Below are 15,719 nucleotides of genomic sequence, written 5' to 3'. Positions count from 1 at the left end.
CCTCCGGCTCCGCCCCCTCACCCTCGCTACTGCTTGTCGCGCCGACGACGGGGTCGTCGCGACCCTCTCCCCGCGTGCGGGGAGAGGGGGGAGCGGCTGAACCGGCGGCGATCAATCCGCCAGCAAAAGTATGCCGCTCAAGCCGACAGCCGCAGCGGCGTCTCTTCCAGCCGCTCGTCCCGCTGCGCCCGGCGCGGCGCCGTCTCGCGATCCTGGGCGACGAGGACCTGGGCGGCGCCGGTCTCGCGGGCGAGGCCGTAGAGGGTGACGAGCGCGGGGGCGTCGGGGGCCTCGTTCGAGGCGATGACGATCGAGTCGGCGCAGGGGCCGCAGGCCGAGATCAGGTCGCCGGCGTCCGAGCCCGCGGCGTCGAGGCGGCACAGCACCCAGTCGTAGCTCTGGGTCATGGCGTTGAGGGCGATGGCGAGCGCCTGCGGCTCCTCCATCAGCACCTCGCGCTCGGTGAGGCCGCGGCCGATGGCGTGCAGGCGCGAGCCGCGCACCGGCTGGATCACGTCGAGGAAGGCGGCCTCGCCCGCGACCAGATCGGTCAGGCCGGGGCCGGACAGGCCGCCGGGCGCGCCGTTGACATCGACCAGGAGGGTGCGGGCGCGCGGGCTTAAAGAGCGGGCGAGTTCGGCGGCGAGGCCGGCATCCGCGCGGTTCTGTTCGGTCTCGACCACGAGGATGCAGGTGCCCTCGCCGGCCTTGGTCGTGGCGAGCCGCTCGATCAGCCGGTCGAGGTCGATCGCGCCGGCCGGCCGCGCGTTCCCGAGCGGGGCGACCGGGGCGAGCCCCTGCGGGCCGCCGAAGATCGGCTGGTGGACGGTGGCGGTCGCCCGCAGGGAATGGGCGAAGGCGAGCGCCGGGGCGAACCGCTCCGCGGCCGAGGCCGGCATCGGCGGGGCCTCGGGGGCGCGGCGGCGCGGACCCTCCGGCTCGGGGAAGTGGTCCGGCGGCAGCTCGTCCTCGGCCTCGAACCGGGCGGGGCGGGGCGCGGGCGGGTTCTTGAGGAGATGCCGGCCGATGACGGCGGCCGAGGACAGGAGGAAGGCGAGCAGGGTCGCGAAGGCGACGATCGGTACCTTCTTGGGGAACGAGGGCAGTTCCGGCGTCACCGCGCGGGAGACCACGCGGGCGTCGGCGGGCGTCGCGCTCTCGGCGTCGCGGGCGGCGGCCTCGCGGTAGCGCGACAGGTAGGATTCGAGCTGCTCGCGCTGCGACTTCGCCTCGCGCTCGAGCGCCCGCAGCTGCACCTCGCTGGTGTTGCCCTTGGCGACCACATCCTGCTGACCGTCGACGGCCGCCTGCAGGCTCTCGACGCGGGCGCCCGCGATCTTGGCGTCGTTCTCCAGCGTACGCACCACGCGCTCGGCCGCCGCCTTGATCTGGGTCTCCAGATCCTGGACCTGGGCGGTCAGCTCCTTGATGCGCGGGTGCGCCGGCAGCAGCGTGCGCGATTCGAGCGCGAGCTGCGCCCGCAGCGTCATGCGGCTCTCGACGGTGCGCCGGATCAGCTCGTTGTTGGCGACATCCGGAATCTCGAAGGCGCGCCCGTCCTTGATCATGTCCTTCAAGAGCTTTGCGCGCGCGGCGAGGTCGGCCTTGATGGTGCGGGCCTGCGTCAGCTGGCTCGACAGCTCCGAGAGCTGCTGCGCCGAGAGCGGCTGGCTCGCGGCCGAACCGGTGCCGATCAGGCCGTTCTGGGCGCGGAACGCCTCGACCCGGGCCTCGGCCTCGGCCACCCGCGCCCGCAGGGTCTCGATGTTGTTGCCGAGCCACGTCGAGGCGTAGCGCGCGGTGTCGACCGAGGCGGCGGCGAGCGAGGCGAGGTAGAGGTCGGCCACCGTGTTGGCGCCGCGGGCGGCGAGGTCCGGATCGCGCGACTTGAACTCGATCGCGAGGATGCGCGACTTGCCGACCGGATAGACCAGCAGGCGCTCCAGATAGTTGTCGAGCACCCGGTCCTCGGGCGAACGCTCCATCGGCGAGGCGGTGACGCCGAGCAGCATCAGCGCGCTCTGGATCGGCGACACGCCCGCGGCCTGCGGATCGAATTCCGGGTTGCCGACGAGCTTGAGGCTGCGGATCGCCTGGCGGGCGAGGTCGCGCGACATCGCCACCTGCACCTGGCTCGCCACCGCCTGCTCGTCGATCGGCTGGATCTGCTCGCCGCGCTCGGCCGCGGTGCGGGCGAATGCCGGGTCGCGGCTTTCCAAGAGCACCTTGGCCTCGCCGGTGTAACGCGGCGCGACGACCTGCACGAAGACGCCCGCGCCCAGCGCCACGGCGAGCGTCGGCCCCGCGATCCAGGCCCAGGAGCGGCCGAGCACCGAGGCCATCTGCGTCACCGACAGCCCGTCCCCGGCGGCGCGGGGGCGCTCGTTGACGGCGACGGGTTCGGTCGGCGGCCTGAGGCGAGGCATGGGCAGTCTTCACGCAGAGCAGGGCCGGGATCGAGGCAATCGACCCCTGTTGCCTCAATAGAACCTGTTAAGGTTTCCCGCAGGTTAAGGCATTCGGCTCAGGCGCCGTCTTCGTTCGGCACGTCAGGGTTCATTAACCACGGCGGTTTAGAGGTGAGATGAGATTCACCATAACGGCGATGACGATGCATCGGCGCGCATTCCTCTTCGGCCTTCCGACCGTGCTGGCGCTCGGCGGCTGCCTGCGTCCGGACTTCCGGACGGCCGACCTCGACGCCACCGGCACCGGCTCGATCGGCAGCCGCTACACGCTCGCCGCGGGCGACAAGCTGCGGGTCATCGTCTTCGGGCAGGACAACCTGTCGAACATCTACGCCGTCGACGGGGCCGGGCGCATCGCCATGCCGCTGATCGGCACGGTGCAGGTCGGCGGGCAGAGCACGGCCCAGGCCGCGCGGACGATCGAGGGCAAGCTGTCCTCGGGTTACGTGCGCGAGCCGCACGTCACCGTCGAGGTCGATGCCTACCGGCCGTTCTACATTCTGGGCGAGGTCACGACCTCGGGCCAGTACCCCTACGTCAACGGCATGACGGTCGAGTCCGCGGTGGCGATCGCGGCGGGCTTCGGCCCCCGCGCCGCCCGCGACTACGCCGTGCTGACCCGCGACGGGCCCGGCGGGCTCATCAACGGCATCGTGCCGATGTCCTACCCGGTGCGGCCGGGCGACACGATCGTGATCAAGGAGCGGTTTTTCTGAGAGGCGGGGGCGGTCGGCGCTCAACGTTCACCGAAGCCTAACCCAACCGTACAAAACACGGGCCCAGCGGCCCCCGGCGGCCGGTGAGTCGGCATTGCGCCGGTTCCCTTAACCCGCCGCTGACCCCTCGCGCGCAATTCTCCCGGCCATCGGGCGCCCGTTTCGGGACCGCCCCCCGCGGAGACTGCTCCACCGTGGTCGCTTCCCTCGCCCCCGGCCTCGCGCCGACCCGCCCGGTTTCCGAGCCGCTCGCCCTCGATCTGCCCGCGCCCTGCCGGACGGGGGAATCCTTGCGCATCCTCCACGTCTTCCGCGCCCCCGTCGGCGGGCTGTTCCGGCACGTGGTCGATCTCACCCGCATCCAGGCGGCGGCGGGGCACCGGGTCGGCATCGTCTGCGACGCCAACACCGGCGGCGAGCGCGCCGAGCGGGCGCTGGCCGAACTCGCGCCGCATCTGGCGCTCGGCGTCGTGCGGCTGCCGATGCGGCGCAACCCGCATCCCGTCTCCGACGCCGCCGCGCTGATGGGCGTGCGGGCGCGGGTGCGGGCGGTCGCGGCGGACGTGCTGCACGGCCACGGCGCCAAGGGCGGCGTCTATGCCCGGCTCTGCCCCGTCGCGAACGGGCCGATCCGCGCCTACACGCCCCACGGCGGCAGCTACAATTACCGCCCCGGCACGATGCTGCACCGGCTCTACATGGGCATCGAGCGGCAGCTCGCGCGCACCACCGACGTGTTCCTGTTCGAGAGCGAGTTCGTCGCCGCGCGCCATCGCGCCTATGCCGGCGGGCCCGAGCGCCTCGCCCGCATCGTCCACAACGGCATCGCCGAGTCCGAGTTCGAGCCCGTCGGCACCGTCGCGGCGGCGTTCGACCTCGTCTATGTCGGCGAGTTGCGCGAGGCCAAGGGCCTGCCGTTCCTGCTGATGGCGCTCTCGCGCCTCAAGACCGAGGGCCGCCGCCTGCGCCTGCTGATGGTCGGCTCCGGGCCCGACACCGAGAGCCTGACCGCGATGGCCGACGAACTCGGCGTGCGCGACGCCATCGCCTTCGAGCCGCCCCAGCCGATCCGGCCGGTGCTCGGCCGCGGCCGGGTGATGGTGGTGCCCTCGCTCGCCGAGTCGCTGCCCTACGTGGTGCTGGAGGCCGCCGCCGCCTGCCAGCCGCTGGTGGCGACCAATGTCGGCGGCATCCCCGAGATCTTCGGCGCCTTCTCCGGCGGCCTCGTGCCGCCGCGCGATGTCGCGGCGCTGAGCGAGGCCATCGCCCGCATCCTCGACGAGCCGGCCGAGACCCGCGACGGGCGGGCCAAGGCTCTGAGCGACTCGGTGCGCGCCCGCTTCTCGATGAACCGCATGGGGGCCGACGTGCTGTGCGGCTACGCCGCCGCGCTCGCCGCCCGCCCCGCCGCCGTGCAGCCCGCCCCGGCTACGGCCTGATCCGCCCGCGGGAGCCGTCCCGGCTCCCGAACCTTCAAAGAAATCCCGCGCCTCCCCATTGGGATAAGTCCGCCATGAGTGCCATCGACGTCCGCGATCTGCTGAAGGTGGCCGGGCAAGCCGGCGCCCCGACCCCGGTGCCGCCGCCGCTCGCCCTCGGCGAGGCCGGCGAGGCGCCGGACCTCGCCCCCCTGCCGCCCGCGAGCCCCTGGCTGTCGCCGGTGGTGCTGGCCGGCTGCGTCCGGCTCGCCGAGTTCGGCGGGCTCGTGCTGATCGGCTTCGCCCTGCACGTGGCCTTGCTCCACGGTAAGGTGCCGCTCGCCCCGCGCTACCCCGCCGCCATCTTCGCCGTCGCGGTCGCGGCCGTCGGCCTGTTCCAGGCGGCGGGCTGCTACCGCATCGGCGCCTTCCGCCACCTACCCAAGACCGGGCTCAAGCTCGTCACCGGCTGGTCGCTCGCCTTCCTGATGGTAGCCGGCGCGATGGTGCTGGCCAAGGTGTCCGACCATTACTCGCGGATCTGGCTCATCAGCTTCTTCGCCGCGGGCCTCGCCGCGCTGATGCTCGGCCGCTCGGCGCTTTCCGCCTTCGTGCGGGTGCAGATGTCGCGCGGGCGCTTCGACCGGCGTACCGCCATCGTCGGCGGCGGCGCGGTCGCCGAGGAACTGATCGGCGCGCTGCACGCGGCCGGCCCCGACAGCGGCATCCGCATCGTCGGCGTGTTCGACGACCGCGGCGACGAGCGCGCCAGCGACCACGTCGCGGGCTATCCCAAGCTCGGCAACGTCAGCGACCTCGTCGCCTTCGCCCGCCGCAACCGCGTCGATCTCGTGGTGTTCACCCTGCCGATCTCGGCCGAAGCCCGCATCCTGCAGATGTTGGCCAAGCTCTCGGTCCTGCCGGTCGACATCCGCCTCTCGGCGCATGCGACCAAGCTGCGCCTGCGCCCGCGCGCCTATTCCTATCTCGGCACCGTGCCGCTGCTCGACGTGTTCGACAAGCCGCTGGCCGATTGGGACGTCATCACCAAGGGCCTGTTCGACCGCTTCGTCGGCCTCGGCCTGCTGCTCGCGCTCTCGCCCGTCATGCTCGGCGTGGCGCTGGCGGTGCGGCTCACCTCGTCCGGCCCGGTGCTGTTCCGGCAGAAGCGCTACGGCTTCAACAACGAGCTGATCGAGGTGTTCAAGTTCCGCTCGATGTACGTCGATCAGTGCGATGCCGGCGCCGCGCGCCTCGTCACCAAGACGGATTCCCGCGTGACCCCGGTCGGGCGCTTCATCCGCAAGACCTCGCTCGACGAGTTGCCGCAGCTCTTCAACGTGATCCGCGGCGATCTGTCCCTCGTCGGCCCCCGCCCGCACGCCCTCCAGGCCAAGGCCGCCAACACCCTCTACGATCAGGTGGTGGACGGCTACTTCGCCCGCCACAAGGTCAAGCCCGGCATCACCGGCTGGGCCCAGATCAACGGCTGGCGCGGCGAGACCGACACCAGCGAAAAGATCCAGCGCCGCGTCGAGCACGACCTGCACTACATCGAGAACTGGTCGATCCTGTTCGACCTGAAGATTCTCGCCACCACGCCGCTGGCCCTGTTCAAGACCGACAGCGCGTATTGAGGTTCCTGCCCGCCGCAATGACGGGGAGGGGCTGACAACGGGGCTGCAAAACAAAAAAGCCCGGAGCCTCACGGCTCCGGGCTTTTCTCATGCGAACGACGAACCGGTTAGGGCAGCGCGCCCGCCGCCTCCTTCACCTTCGTCATGGTGTTCTGGCACTCGGTCTCCTTGCCGGCCTTGTCCTGCTCCTTGGCGGTGGCGAGCAGCTTGCGGGCCTCCTCCACGCCGGCCTTGGTCGGCTTGGTGGAGGGGTCGGACGGCTTGCCCTCCGGCGGCTTGTCGAGGGCCATCGGCGAGTTGGAGCTGGTCGGGCCGCCGGGCGGCTCCTTGCCGGTCACCATCTCGGCCCCGGCGCTGTTGAGCCGCCGCTCGACCGCGGAGATGTCGTCCTTGCAGGTCACGGCGAGGGCGGGGCCGGCCGCCACGAGGAAGGCGAGAGCGGCCGGCAGGCCGAGGGCGATACGCATCAGGTGCTGTCTCCGGGGAGCGAAGGCCGGCGCATAAGCCGACCGGGTGCCCAGAAAGCCGTCGAACCGAGGAGAAGTTTCCGGCCTGCGACGCTACGCCCCCGGCGCGCCTGCCCGCATGAAAAAGGGCGCGGACCTCGCGGTCCGCGCCCCCTCGTCGAGCGGCTGCTCGGTTTTAGCGCATCAGCGTGACGAGGGCCGAACCGGCCGGGCCCGACAGCTCCTTGGCGTCGATGGTGCCGTCGTTGTCCGGGTCGGCGGCCTTGAACTGGGCGGCCACGGCGGCGAGATATTCCTTCTTATCGAGGGTGCCGTCGCTGTCCGGGTCGAACTGCTTCAGGTCGGCCTCGCTCATGCGGCCCTTCAACTCCTTGGCGTCGAGGGTGCCGTCCTTATCCGGATCGAGCTTGTCGAAGGCGGCGGAGGCGGCGGCCTGGGCCTCCTTGAGATCGATCGTGCCGTCCTTGTCCGGATCGAAGGCGGCGACGTCGACCTTGGTCATCGACGGGGCGGCGAAGGCCGGGGCGGCGGCGCCGAGCGCGAGGGCGAGAAGGGCGACGTGGGTGGGGCGGAACGCCATGGGGGATCAGTCTCCTAGTCGTGGAGCCCGGCGCGAACCGGGCGGGTCGGCAAACGGGCTGGCGGGAAACGGTCGCGCGCCTCGCGCACCCGTCGTCCCGGCCTGCTTCCTTGCGTAACTCGCCCGGGACGATTTGGCAATCGGTGCGGGCGGGATTCCCAGAGGAACGTGTCCGATCCCGGACGGTTGCATGCGGCCGGCGAGGGGTAGCGGCACGAAAAAGCGCGGCGCCGGGGGCCCGGCGCCGCGCTTCTCGAACGGTCGATCTTCGTCGCCGGGACGGCCGAGGCCGTCCCGGATGTATGGGCTCAGCCCTTGCGGACCAGCGGCTCGATCGGGGCGGCCGGCGGCGGGGGAGCGAACAGGATGCGCATGCCGCCGAAGGCCGCGATCGGGGCGCCGGGCGCGAGGCTGCGGTTGATCGAGGCGTTCGGCACCGCGATGATCGGAACCTCGTCCACCGGCGAGAAGGTGCCGAAGGTCGAATAGCGGCGGTTCAGCGCGTTCTCGACGTAGCCGTAGATCTCGATGTTCTCGGTCACGCGGTAGGAGGTGTTGAAGCCGAACACCGCATAGTCGCCGGTGGTCTTGTTCAGGTTGGACGGGTCGCCGACGAGGAACTTGCCGGTGGCGAAGCGGCCGAGCGCGCCGATGCGCCATTCCGGCGTGACCTGATAGTTGAAGCCGAACTTGACCTGATGCGGCGCGACGCCGGGCAGGCGGTTGCCCGGACGGACCTGCACGAGGCCGCCCTCGTCGCCGCCCTCGCTGTTGAACGGGTTGCCCGGCGCAGCGAGTTCGATCGGCGACTGGAAGGTCGCATCGACATAGGCGTAGTCGACGAAGGCCGACCACGTCGGCGCGGTGTAGAACAGGCTCGCCTCGACGCCCTGCCGCTTGGTCGAGCCGACGTTGCGGAAATAGGCGCGGCCGATCGTGTCGGGGGCCGGCACGAACAGGATGTCGTCGTCGTTGCGGGTCGAGAAGAAGCCCGCCTTGTAGGACAGGATGCCGCCGAACCACTCGTCGGGCTGCGGGATGCGGCCGCGGATGCCGGCCTCGACGGTGCGGGCCTTGACCTGCTTGAGCGGCGGATCGCCGACGAAGAAGTTGGTGAGCGAGCACGGCGCCTGCGGATCGGCGCAGGACAGCTCCGCCGGCGTCGGGGCGCGGTTGGCCTCGGAGTAGCCGCCGTAGACGTTGAGGTAGTCCGGGATGATCTTGTAGGTGGCGCCGATGCCGGGGTTGAAGCGCTGGTAGTAGTGGTCGCCGTTCAGCGCGGTGCCGATCTGATCCTTCAGCACGATGTGGGCCATGTTGAACCGGCCCTGCAGCGTCAGGGTCAGCCGGTCGGTCAGGTCGGTGACGTTCGAGAAGTAGATGCCGCCGTAATCGTTCGACGTGCGCACCGAGACCGGGGTGATGATGCCGTCGTCGCTGGAGACGATGGTGCCGGGGGGCGAGAAGCCGCGGTCGGCGGTCAGGCCGCCGATCGAGTTGTCGGCGTTGAAGCGGGTGCGACCGCCGTCGTAGGAGCCGCCGAGCACGAAGCGGTTCGGCAGGCCGAACAGCGTCTCGCGCACCGTGGTCTGGATCGTGGCGCCGAAATTGTCGGTGTTGGTGCGGGTCTGGTTGAGGAAGGCGTAGGGGCCGCCCTCGTCGAACCGGTCGGCGAAGGCCGGGTTGACCGCGCCGAAGTTGAAGGTGCGGACGCTGCTGGCCAGCACGCGGTTGCCGGTGCGGTCACGCAGGAAGAACTGCTCGTCGTCGGCCCCCTCCGAGCACAGGAAGCGCTGGTCGGCCTCGCAGTTCTCCACGTCCGCCGCGTCGCCGTTGGCGGTGCGCTGCTTGAACAGGCCGTAATAGGCGTTGCCCTGCACGCTGATGGTCGGCGTGATGTCGTAGTTGCCCGACAGCTGGAAGCGCAGGAAGTCGTTCTTGGTCTGGTCGGGATAGGTGAAGACGTCGTTGTATTTGGTCTGGAGCAGCTCGACCGGGGCGGTGCCGTTGCCGGTGAGGCTGTTGCTCGCGCCGATCACGTTGAAGTGGAACTCGCCCTTCTCGGCCAGCACGCCGAGGTCGGCGTAGATCTGGTTGAGGCGCGAGGGGGAGTGGCGGCGCCAGCCCGACTCGCCGAGCTTGTTGCCCGCAACGTAGAGGGCGACGTTGTCCACCCGCTGGCCGTGCTGGAACGCCACCGCGCCGCGGCCGAACGAGCCGCCGAGCAGGTTGATCTCGCTGCCCTGGTAGGTGAAGCCGTTCTTGAGCGACACCGCGAGCGAGCCGCCGAGCGCGTTGAGGCCGAAGGCCGGGTTGGAGCCCTCCAGCTCGATCCGGTCGACCGCGATGTCGGGGATCAGGTCCCACTGCACCGTGTCGCCGAACGAGGTGTTGAAGCGCGCGCCGTTGACGTAGACCGCGACACCCTGCGGCGAGCCGCCGAGCGGCGAGGCCTCGAAGCCGCGATAGGTGATCGTCGGCTGGAAGGGGTTGCCCTGCGCGTTGTTGATGCTGATCGAGGCGACCCGCTCGTCGAGGGAGCGCACCACGCTCGGGAAGCCGACGCGGTTCACGTCGCTGGCCGTCAGCACGCTGGTGTTGTGCGCGACCTTGTTGCGGTCGATGCCGTCGAGAACGGTCAGTTCGCGGATGCCGCCCGAGGCGGTCGGCGCGGTGACAACCCGGCGCGGCGCCGCGACGGGCGTGTTCGAGACGACGCTGATCTCGTCCAGCGTCACGGCCTGCTGGGCCAGAACCTGCCCCGGCAGCAGCGCCACCGATGCGATCAGGCTGCCGCGCAGCACTCGCAAACTCATTCCCCGAGCCCTTTTGGTTTGGTGTTTGGCCCACCCGAGAGGCCTTGGCCCGTTTGTCACCCGAGAAGCGTCGCCGCCACAATCGCGCCACAGCCTCTATCGGGGCATTTATGAGAGAACGCCCAAGCTTCGCGCCCCGGCGTGCCCTTGCGGCAACATATTTCCCACGCTCCGACAACGACTTACGGACAAAAAGGAAGCTATGTTCGGGAACATTCGGCAATGTTTCGAGCGGGCGGCGCGACCGATCCACGACCCCGCGCGGTGAGGCAGCTCGGTCAGCCTTCGAATCGTGCGGGTGCCGGCGACTGGCATCCGCCCCGCGGGCCGCTTACCTGTGCAGCCTTCGTCCATCCCACGAGACGTCCCATGTCCGACACGCTTCTCCGCTTCGACCGTCTCGAACCCTTGCGCGCGCAGGTCGCGGCGTGGCGGCGGGCGGGTGAGCGGATCGTGCTGGTGCCGACCATGGGGGCGCTGCATGCCGGCCACCTCGCCCTCGTTGCCCATGCCCGCGCGATCGGCCAGCGGGCGGTGGTCAGCATCTTCGTCAACCCGACCCAGTTCGGCCCGACCGAGGATTTTTCGCGCTACCCGCGCGACACCGACACCGACCTCGCCCTGCTGGCGCAGGCCGGCGCCGACGCGGCGTGGCTGCCCTCGGTCGAGACGATGTACCCGGCGGGTTTTTCCACCCGCATCGAGCCCGGCCCCGCGGCGGAGGGCCTGTGCGGCGCATTTCGCCCCGGCCACTTCTCGGGCGTGGCCACGGTGGTGACGAAGCTCCTTATCCAAGTCGGGCCGGACGTGGCGCTGTTCGGCGAGAAGGATTTTCAGCAGCTCCAAGTGATCCGCTCGGTCGTGCGCGACCTCGACGTGCCCGTCGCCATCGAAGGCGTGCCGACCTTGCGCGAGACGGACGGCCTCGCCCTCTCCTCGCGCAACCGCTACCTCGCCCCGCCCGAGCGGGCGACCGCACCGCGCCTGCACGCGGTGCTCTCGCACATCGCCGAGCGGCTTGCAGAGGGCGCCGAGGCCGCGCCGCTGCTGGCAGGGGGCATTTCGGAACTGGAGGCCGCGGGCTTCGGCCCGGTGCAGTATCTCGAACTCCGCGACGCCGACACGCTGAGCCCCGTCACGCGGGTCGAGCGCCCGGCGCGGGTGATCGCGGCGGCCTACCTCGGAAGCACGCGGTTGATCGACAACGTGGCGGTGGTGCCGGCCGCGCAGGCGTGAGGGCGTCTACCGGGGCGTTGCGGCGTCGTCGTCGAGTTCGACCAATTCGAACGCCTCGGCCTCCTCCGCGGCGTCGATCCGCCGGACGATATCGAGGATCTCGTTCTGGCCGTTGAGGATCTTGTTCTCCAGCAACACCATGTCGGAGCGCAGGTCGTTCACCTCGTGGCGCAACTCCTTGATGTCCGTGCGGATATGCTCGAACCCGAGTTCCATACGCTCGGAGAGCCGGATGAGCAGTTCCCGGTCGCGGACATGCCGCTCCAGGAACTCCTTGTTCTCGCTTCGAAGCCCCTGGAGTTGGCGCAGGATGAGGTTGTTCTGCGGCGAGGATAGCCCTGTCTCGCCCCCCGCCTCGCGCGGTGCGGCGGCACGACGAAGATAGAGCCGGCGCGGGCCGCGTCCGTGCGAGCCGGGTATGTCGTCGGTCATGACCTGTCGCCTAACCCCGCCGAAGACTCGCGAACCGAACCCTCGGTCGAGTTTGGACGAGGTCAGCGGCACCGGCAAGCGCCGGACCCACCCACGTTCCGATCACGGGCGGGTCCTGTCGTTCCTTCGATCAAGCCGCCTTCACCGGCCCCGTGCGCTCGTGGAAGTCCGGTCCGTTCGTCGTCTTGGCGACGTAGCCGGCGCGGATGACGAAGTCGCCGAAGCGCTCGCCCGCCTGCCGGTCCTTCGCGTAGGCCGCGAACAGCGGGTCGAGCACGCCCCGGATTTCGCCCGCCGTCACGTCCTCGCGGTAGAGCTTGCTCAGGCGCGAGCCGTCGAAGGCGGCGCCGAGGTAGAGGTGGTAGCGCTCGGGGCCGCGGCCGACGAGGCCGATCTCGCTGATGAAGGGCCGGGCGCAGCCGTTGGGGCAGCCGGTCGAGCGGATCGTGATCTCGTCGTTTTCCAGGCCGTGGCTGGCGAGGCTCTCCTCCAACTCGGTGAGCAGGTCGGGCAGGTAGCGCTCGCTCTCGGCGAGCGCGAGGCCGCAAGTCGGCAGCGCGACGCAGGCCATGGAGTTGCGGCGCAGCGCCCCCGCGCCCTTGGTCATGGCGTGCTGATCGACCAGCGCCTCGATCTCGGCGCGCTTCTCGGCCGGCACGTTGGCGATGATGACGTTCTGGTTGCCGGTCAGCCGGAAATCGCCCTCGTGCACCTCGGCGATGCGGCGCAGGCCCGTGAGGAACTGGGGACCGCCCTCGACGTCCTTGATGCGGCCCGACGGCACGTAGAGCGTGAGATGGTGGCGCCCGTCGTCACCCTCGACCCAGCCGTAGCGGTCGCCGTTGCCCTCGAACGTGAAGGGCTTCGGGGCCCCCAGCTTCTTGCCGATGCGGGTCTCGACCTCGCTGCGGAACGCGTCGAGGCCGAAGCGCTCGATCGTGTATTTGAGCCGGGCGTTCTTGCGGTTCTTGCGGTTGCCCCAATCGCGCTGGACCGTCATCACGGCTTCCGCAACCTTGAGCGCGTCTTCCGGCTTGCAGAAGCCCATTACGTCGGCGGTGCGCGGGAAGGTGTCGGGCTCGCCGTGGGTCATGCCCATGCCGCCGCCGACCGTAACGTTCCAGCCCGTCACCTTATTCTTCTTGTCGAGGATCGCGATGAAGCCGAGATCGTGAGCGAAGATGTCGACCTCGTTGGAGGGGGGCACGGCGACCACGGTCTTGAACTTCCGCGGCAGGTAGGTCTTACCATAGACCGGCTCGACCTCGTCCTCGCCGCCGACCACGCGCTCGCCGTCGAGCCAGATCTCGCGCCAAGCGTTGGTCTTCGGCAGCAGGCTGTCGGAGATGTCCTTGGCGAGCTGGTAGGCCGCCTTGTGGGCTCCTGCCTGCGCCGGGTTCGTCGCGGCCATGACGTTGCGGTTCACGTCGCCGCAGGCCGCGATGGTGTCGAGCAGCACCGCGTCGATCGCCGCCATAGTGCGCTTGAGGTTCGACTTGATGACGCCGTGATACTGGAACGTCTGGCGCGTCGTCGCCCGGAGCGTGCCGTTGGCGTAGGTGGTGGCGATCTCGTCCAGCGCCAGCCACTGCTTGGGCGTGACGACGCCGCCCGCGATCCGCAGGCGGATCATGAAGCTGAACGCCTTCTCGAGCTTCTTCTTGGTGCGCTCCGCCCGGATATCCCGGTCGTCCTGCATGTACATGCCGTGGAACTTGACGAGCTGCCCGTCGTCCTCGGAGATCGCGCCGGTGGCGTGCTTGAGGAGCCCGTCGGCGAGGCCGCCGCGGAGATACCCGGAGGCGATCTTCAGGTGCTCGTTGTGGGCGAGCCCGGCGGCTTTCGCCGCTTCGGCCTCGGTGATCGGGCGATCGGACGGCGGCGCGTCGTAGCGGCGCGCGCCCGAGCCGGGCGTGTCCAGCGCCGGGCCGTCCGGGGTGTCGATCGGCTTGTGGTCGTCCATGGCGGTGATCCGATAGCTTCGACCCTCCCCCCTCTGCGGGGGAGGGTGCCTGCGGAGCAGGCGGGAGAGGGGAGCGACGGTGCCGCTTGGCCGCACGCGACGTGAAATCTCCAGAAGCCGGGTGCCCCTCACCCGACCCCTTCGGGGCCACCCTCTCCCGCAGAGGGGAGAGGGAAACCCGTGCTAGTAAACGTCCTGCTGGTAGCGCTTGGCCCGCTCCAGCCCGGCGACATGCGCCTCCGCGTCGGCGGCGGACAGGCCCTTCACGGTCTGGAACGCCCGCACCACGGCGGCGTGAACGTCCTTCGCCATGTTCTTGGCGTCGCCGCAGACGTAGAAGTGAGCGCCGCCGTCGAGCCATTCCACCAGTTCGGCGGCGTGCTGGTCGATCCGGTCCTGCACGTAGATCTTCTCCGGCTGGTCGCGGGAGAAGGCGACGTCGATCTTGGCGAGCGAGCCGTCCTCCAGCGCGTCCTGCCATTCGAGCTGGTACAGGAAATCGTGGGTGAAGTGGCGGTCGCCGAAGAACAGCCACGAGCGACCGGTTGCCTCGGTGGCGCGGCGCTCCTGCACGAAGGCGCGGAACGGGGCGACGCCGGTGCCGGGGCCGACCATGATGATGTCGGTGGCGGGGTCCGAGGGCAGGCGGAAGTGCTTGTTCGGCTTCACCCGGACCCGCAGCTTGGCGCCGTTCTTGATGCGATCCGCGACGTGGACCGAGGCGACGCCGGAGCGGGCGCGGCCGTGGGTCTCGTAGCGTACGGCCGCGACGGTGAGATGCACCTCGTCGCCGACTTCCTTGCGCGAGGACGCGATGGAATAGGCCCGCGGCGGCAGCGGCCGGGTCACGGTGTTGAGGTGGTCGGCCGTGAGCGTGACGGGGAAGCGCTCCAGCAGGTCGATCAGGTGGCGACCCTCGATCCAGGCCTTCGCCTCGCCGCTCTCCACGAATTCTCTAGCGTCCGCGTGGCCCGTGGCCTTGGCGAAGCGCTCGATGGTCGTGACCGAGAGCGTGGTGATGTCGCGCTCCGAAAGCAGCGCCTTGCGCAGGGCCTCGTCGCCCGAGAGGCCCGCGGCCTTGAGGATGTCCTCGACGAGCTGCGGATCGTTCTCGGGGAAGATCTCCAGCGAATCGCCGGGCTCGTAGGCCGGCGCGCCGTCCTCGAATTCGAGGGCGAGGTGGATCGTCTCCTTGTCGGAGCGCGAGGAGTTGAGGTTCACGTGGTCGATGACTTCGACCACGACCGGATCGCGGCTGACCTCGGCTTCCTCGTCCTCGCCGCCCGCGGCGCGGAAATCGACGGCGACGACGTTGCCCGCGGGCGCCTCCGCCGGGGCCAGCGCCTTGAGCGCGCCCTTGATCCAGTCGGCGGCGGGCTTCTCGAAGTCGAGGTCGAGGTCGGCGCGGTCGTAAGCGCGCTTGGCGCCGAGCGCCTCGAAGCGCGCGTCCAGCGCCTTGCCGATGGCGCAGAACTCCGCGTAGCTCGTGTCGCCGAGCGCCAGCACGCCGAACTCGACGCCGTCGAGGCGCGGCGCACCGTCGCCCATCAGCTCGCCATAGGCCCGCACCGCGCGGGCGGGGGGCTCGCCCTCGCCCCAGGTCGCCGCGATGGCGACGAGCTTGCCGGCTTTGGGCAGCGTCGCGAGGTCGAGTTCGGCGAAATCGACCACCTTCGGCTTGAAGCCCTGCTTGCGTGCGAGCTTGCTGACATCGCCCGCGAGCTTTTCGGAATTGCCCGATTCGGAGGCGAACAGGATCGTCAGCGGCTCGGCGGCCTTGGGCGGCGCGGCCGGGGCTGCTGCCGTCGCGGCGGCGGGCTGGCCCGCGGCCGCGTCGAGGCCGGCGAGGAAGCCCGTGAGCCACGCCCGCTGGATCGGCGTCGCGGCGCCCAGCGCCGCGTCGAGATGGGCCCGCTCCTGATCGCCGAACGGGGCGGTGCGGGGGAGGAGTGCTGTCTTGGACATCGTAGGTGCCATGTCGTCCGG

The 15,719-nt window shown here is 70.3% G+C and carries 11 protein-coding genes; 4 read left to right on the top strand and 7 right to left on the bottom strand.

Annotated elements, in window-relative coordinates:
- Positions 1–137 precede the first annotated feature (137 nt).
- Positions 138–2,426 carry a GumC family protein gene (locus AAHG03_RS14810; protein WP_342151441.1) on the bottom strand — a complete coding sequence of 763 codons (2,289 nt, stop codon included), beginning with the start codon at positions 2,424–2,426 and terminating at the stop codon, positions 138–140.
- Between the two features lie 179 nt (positions 2,427–2,605).
- On the opposite strand from AAHG03_RS14810, the gene AAHG03_RS14805 reads away from it, so the two are divergent.
- The 3 genes from AAHG03_RS14805 (at position 2,606) to AAHG03_RS14795 (ending at position 6,239) form a co-directional block, all read left to right on the top strand.
- A complete protein-coding gene (locus tag AAHG03_RS14805) occupies positions 2,606–3,184 on the top strand; it encodes a polysaccharide biosynthesis/export family protein (protein WP_342151464.1) in 579 nt (192 codons plus the stop codon).
- Between the two features lie 194 nt (positions 3,185–3,378).
- Positions 3,379–4,623, top strand: coding sequence for a glycosyltransferase family 4 protein (locus tag AAHG03_RS14800; protein WP_412759748.1), 1,245 nt, complete (start codon positions 3,379–3,381; stop codon positions 4,621–4,623).
- Positions 4,624–4,697: 74 nt separating this feature from the next.
- Positions 4,698–6,239, top strand: a complete 1,542-nt coding sequence (locus tag AAHG03_RS14795) for an undecaprenyl-phosphate glucose phosphotransferase (RefSeq protein WP_342151440.1) — start codon at positions 4,698–4,700, stop codon at positions 6,237–6,239.
- Between the two features lie 107 nt (positions 6,240–6,346).
- Here the strand turns inward: AAHG03_RS14795 and AAHG03_RS14790 are convergent, their stop codons facing one another.
- From AAHG03_RS14790 to AAHG03_RS14780, 3 genes are all read right to left on the bottom strand, one after another.
- Entirely contained in the window at positions 6,347–6,706 is a 360-nt protein-coding gene (locus AAHG03_RS14790; protein ID WP_342151439.1) for a hypothetical protein, read from the bottom strand.
- A gap of 175 nt (positions 6,707–6,881) precedes the next feature.
- Entirely contained in the window at positions 6,882–7,286 is a 405-nt protein-coding gene (locus tag AAHG03_RS14785) for a penta-EF hand family protein (RefSeq protein ID WP_342151438.1), read from the bottom strand.
- Positions 7,287–7,594: 308 nt separating this feature from the next.
- Positions 7,595–10,096: a TonB-dependent receptor gene (locus AAHG03_RS14780; protein WP_342151462.1), complete on the bottom strand. Its 2,502-nt coding sequence runs from the start codon at positions 10,094–10,096 to the stop codon at positions 7,595–7,597.
- Positions 10,097–10,471: 375 nt separating this feature from the next.
- Between AAHG03_RS14780 and panC the strand changes: the two genes are divergently transcribed.
- Positions 10,472–11,338 (top strand): pantoate--beta-alanine ligase, encoded by an 867-nt coding sequence (panC, locus tag AAHG03_RS14775; RefSeq protein ID WP_342151437.1) that lies wholly within the window; start codon positions 10,472–10,474, stop codon positions 11,336–11,338.
- A gap of 6 nt (positions 11,339–11,344) precedes the next feature.
- Here the strand turns inward: panC and AAHG03_RS14770 are convergent, their stop codons facing one another.
- From AAHG03_RS14770 to AAHG03_RS14760, 3 genes are all read right to left on the bottom strand, one after another.
- A complete protein-coding gene (locus AAHG03_RS14770; protein WP_342151436.1) occupies positions 11,345–11,770 on the bottom strand; it encodes a hypothetical protein in 426 nt (141 codons plus the stop codon).
- A 130-nt stretch (positions 11,771–11,900) separates the two neighbouring features.
- Complete coding sequence (locus AAHG03_RS14765) at positions 11,901–13,733, bottom strand: NADPH-dependent assimilatory sulfite reductase hemoprotein subunit (RefSeq protein ID WP_342151435.1); 1,833 nt, start codon at positions 13,731–13,733, stop codon at positions 11,901–11,903.
- A gap of 183 nt (positions 13,734–13,916) precedes the next feature.
- On the bottom strand, positions 13,917–15,698 hold the full coding sequence (locus AAHG03_RS14760; protein ID WP_342151434.1) for a diflavin oxidoreductase: 1,782 nt from the start codon (positions 15,696–15,698) through the stop codon (positions 13,917–13,919).
- Positions 15,699–15,719: the final 21 nt, after the last annotated feature.

Source organism: Methylorubrum subtropicum (genome assembly GCF_038442325.1).
Lineage (GTDB): Bacteria > Pseudomonadota > Alphaproteobacteria > Rhizobiales > Beijerinckiaceae > Methylobacterium > Methylobacterium subtropicum.
This window is presented reverse-complemented; position numbering and strand designations above follow the sequence as displayed.

What these genes read in the sequence shown, in the direction of transcription:
- AAHG03_RS14810 (WP_342151441.1), bottom strand. Translation starts at nt 2,426, where the DNA reads ATGCCTCGCCTCAGGCCGCCGACCGAACCCGTCGCCGTCAACGAGCGC.
- AAHG03_RS14805 (WP_342151464.1), top strand. Translation starts at nt 2,606, where the DNA reads ATGACGATGCATCGGCGCGCATTCCTCTTCGGCCTTCCGACCGTGCTG.
- AAHG03_RS14795 (WP_342151440.1), top strand. Translation starts at nt 4,698, where the DNA reads ATGAGTGCCATCGACGTCCGCGATCTGCTGAAGGTGGCCGGGCAAGCC.
- AAHG03_RS14790 (WP_342151439.1), bottom strand. Translation starts at nt 6,706, where the DNA reads ATGCGTATCGCCCTCGGCCTGCCGGCCGCTCTCGCCTTCCTCGTGGCG.
- AAHG03_RS14785 (WP_342151438.1), bottom strand. Translation starts at nt 7,286, where the DNA reads ATGGCGTTCCGCCCCACCCACGTCGCCCTTCTCGCCCTCGCGCTCGGC.
- panC (WP_342151437.1), top strand. Translation starts at nt 10,472, where the DNA reads ATGTCCGACACGCTTCTCCGCTTCGACCGTCTCGAACCCTTGCGCGCG.
- AAHG03_RS14770 (WP_342151436.1), bottom strand. Translation starts at nt 11,770, where the DNA reads ATGACCGACGACATACCCGGCTCGCACGGACGCGGCCCGCGCCGGCTC.
- AAHG03_RS14765 (WP_342151435.1), bottom strand. Translation starts at nt 13,733, where the DNA reads ATGGACGACCACAAGCCGATCGACACCCCGGACGGCCCGGCGCTGGAC.
- AAHG03_RS14760 (WP_342151434.1), bottom strand. Translation starts at nt 15,698, where the DNA reads ATGTCCAAGACAGCACTCCTCCCCCGCACCGCCCCGTTCGGCGATCAG.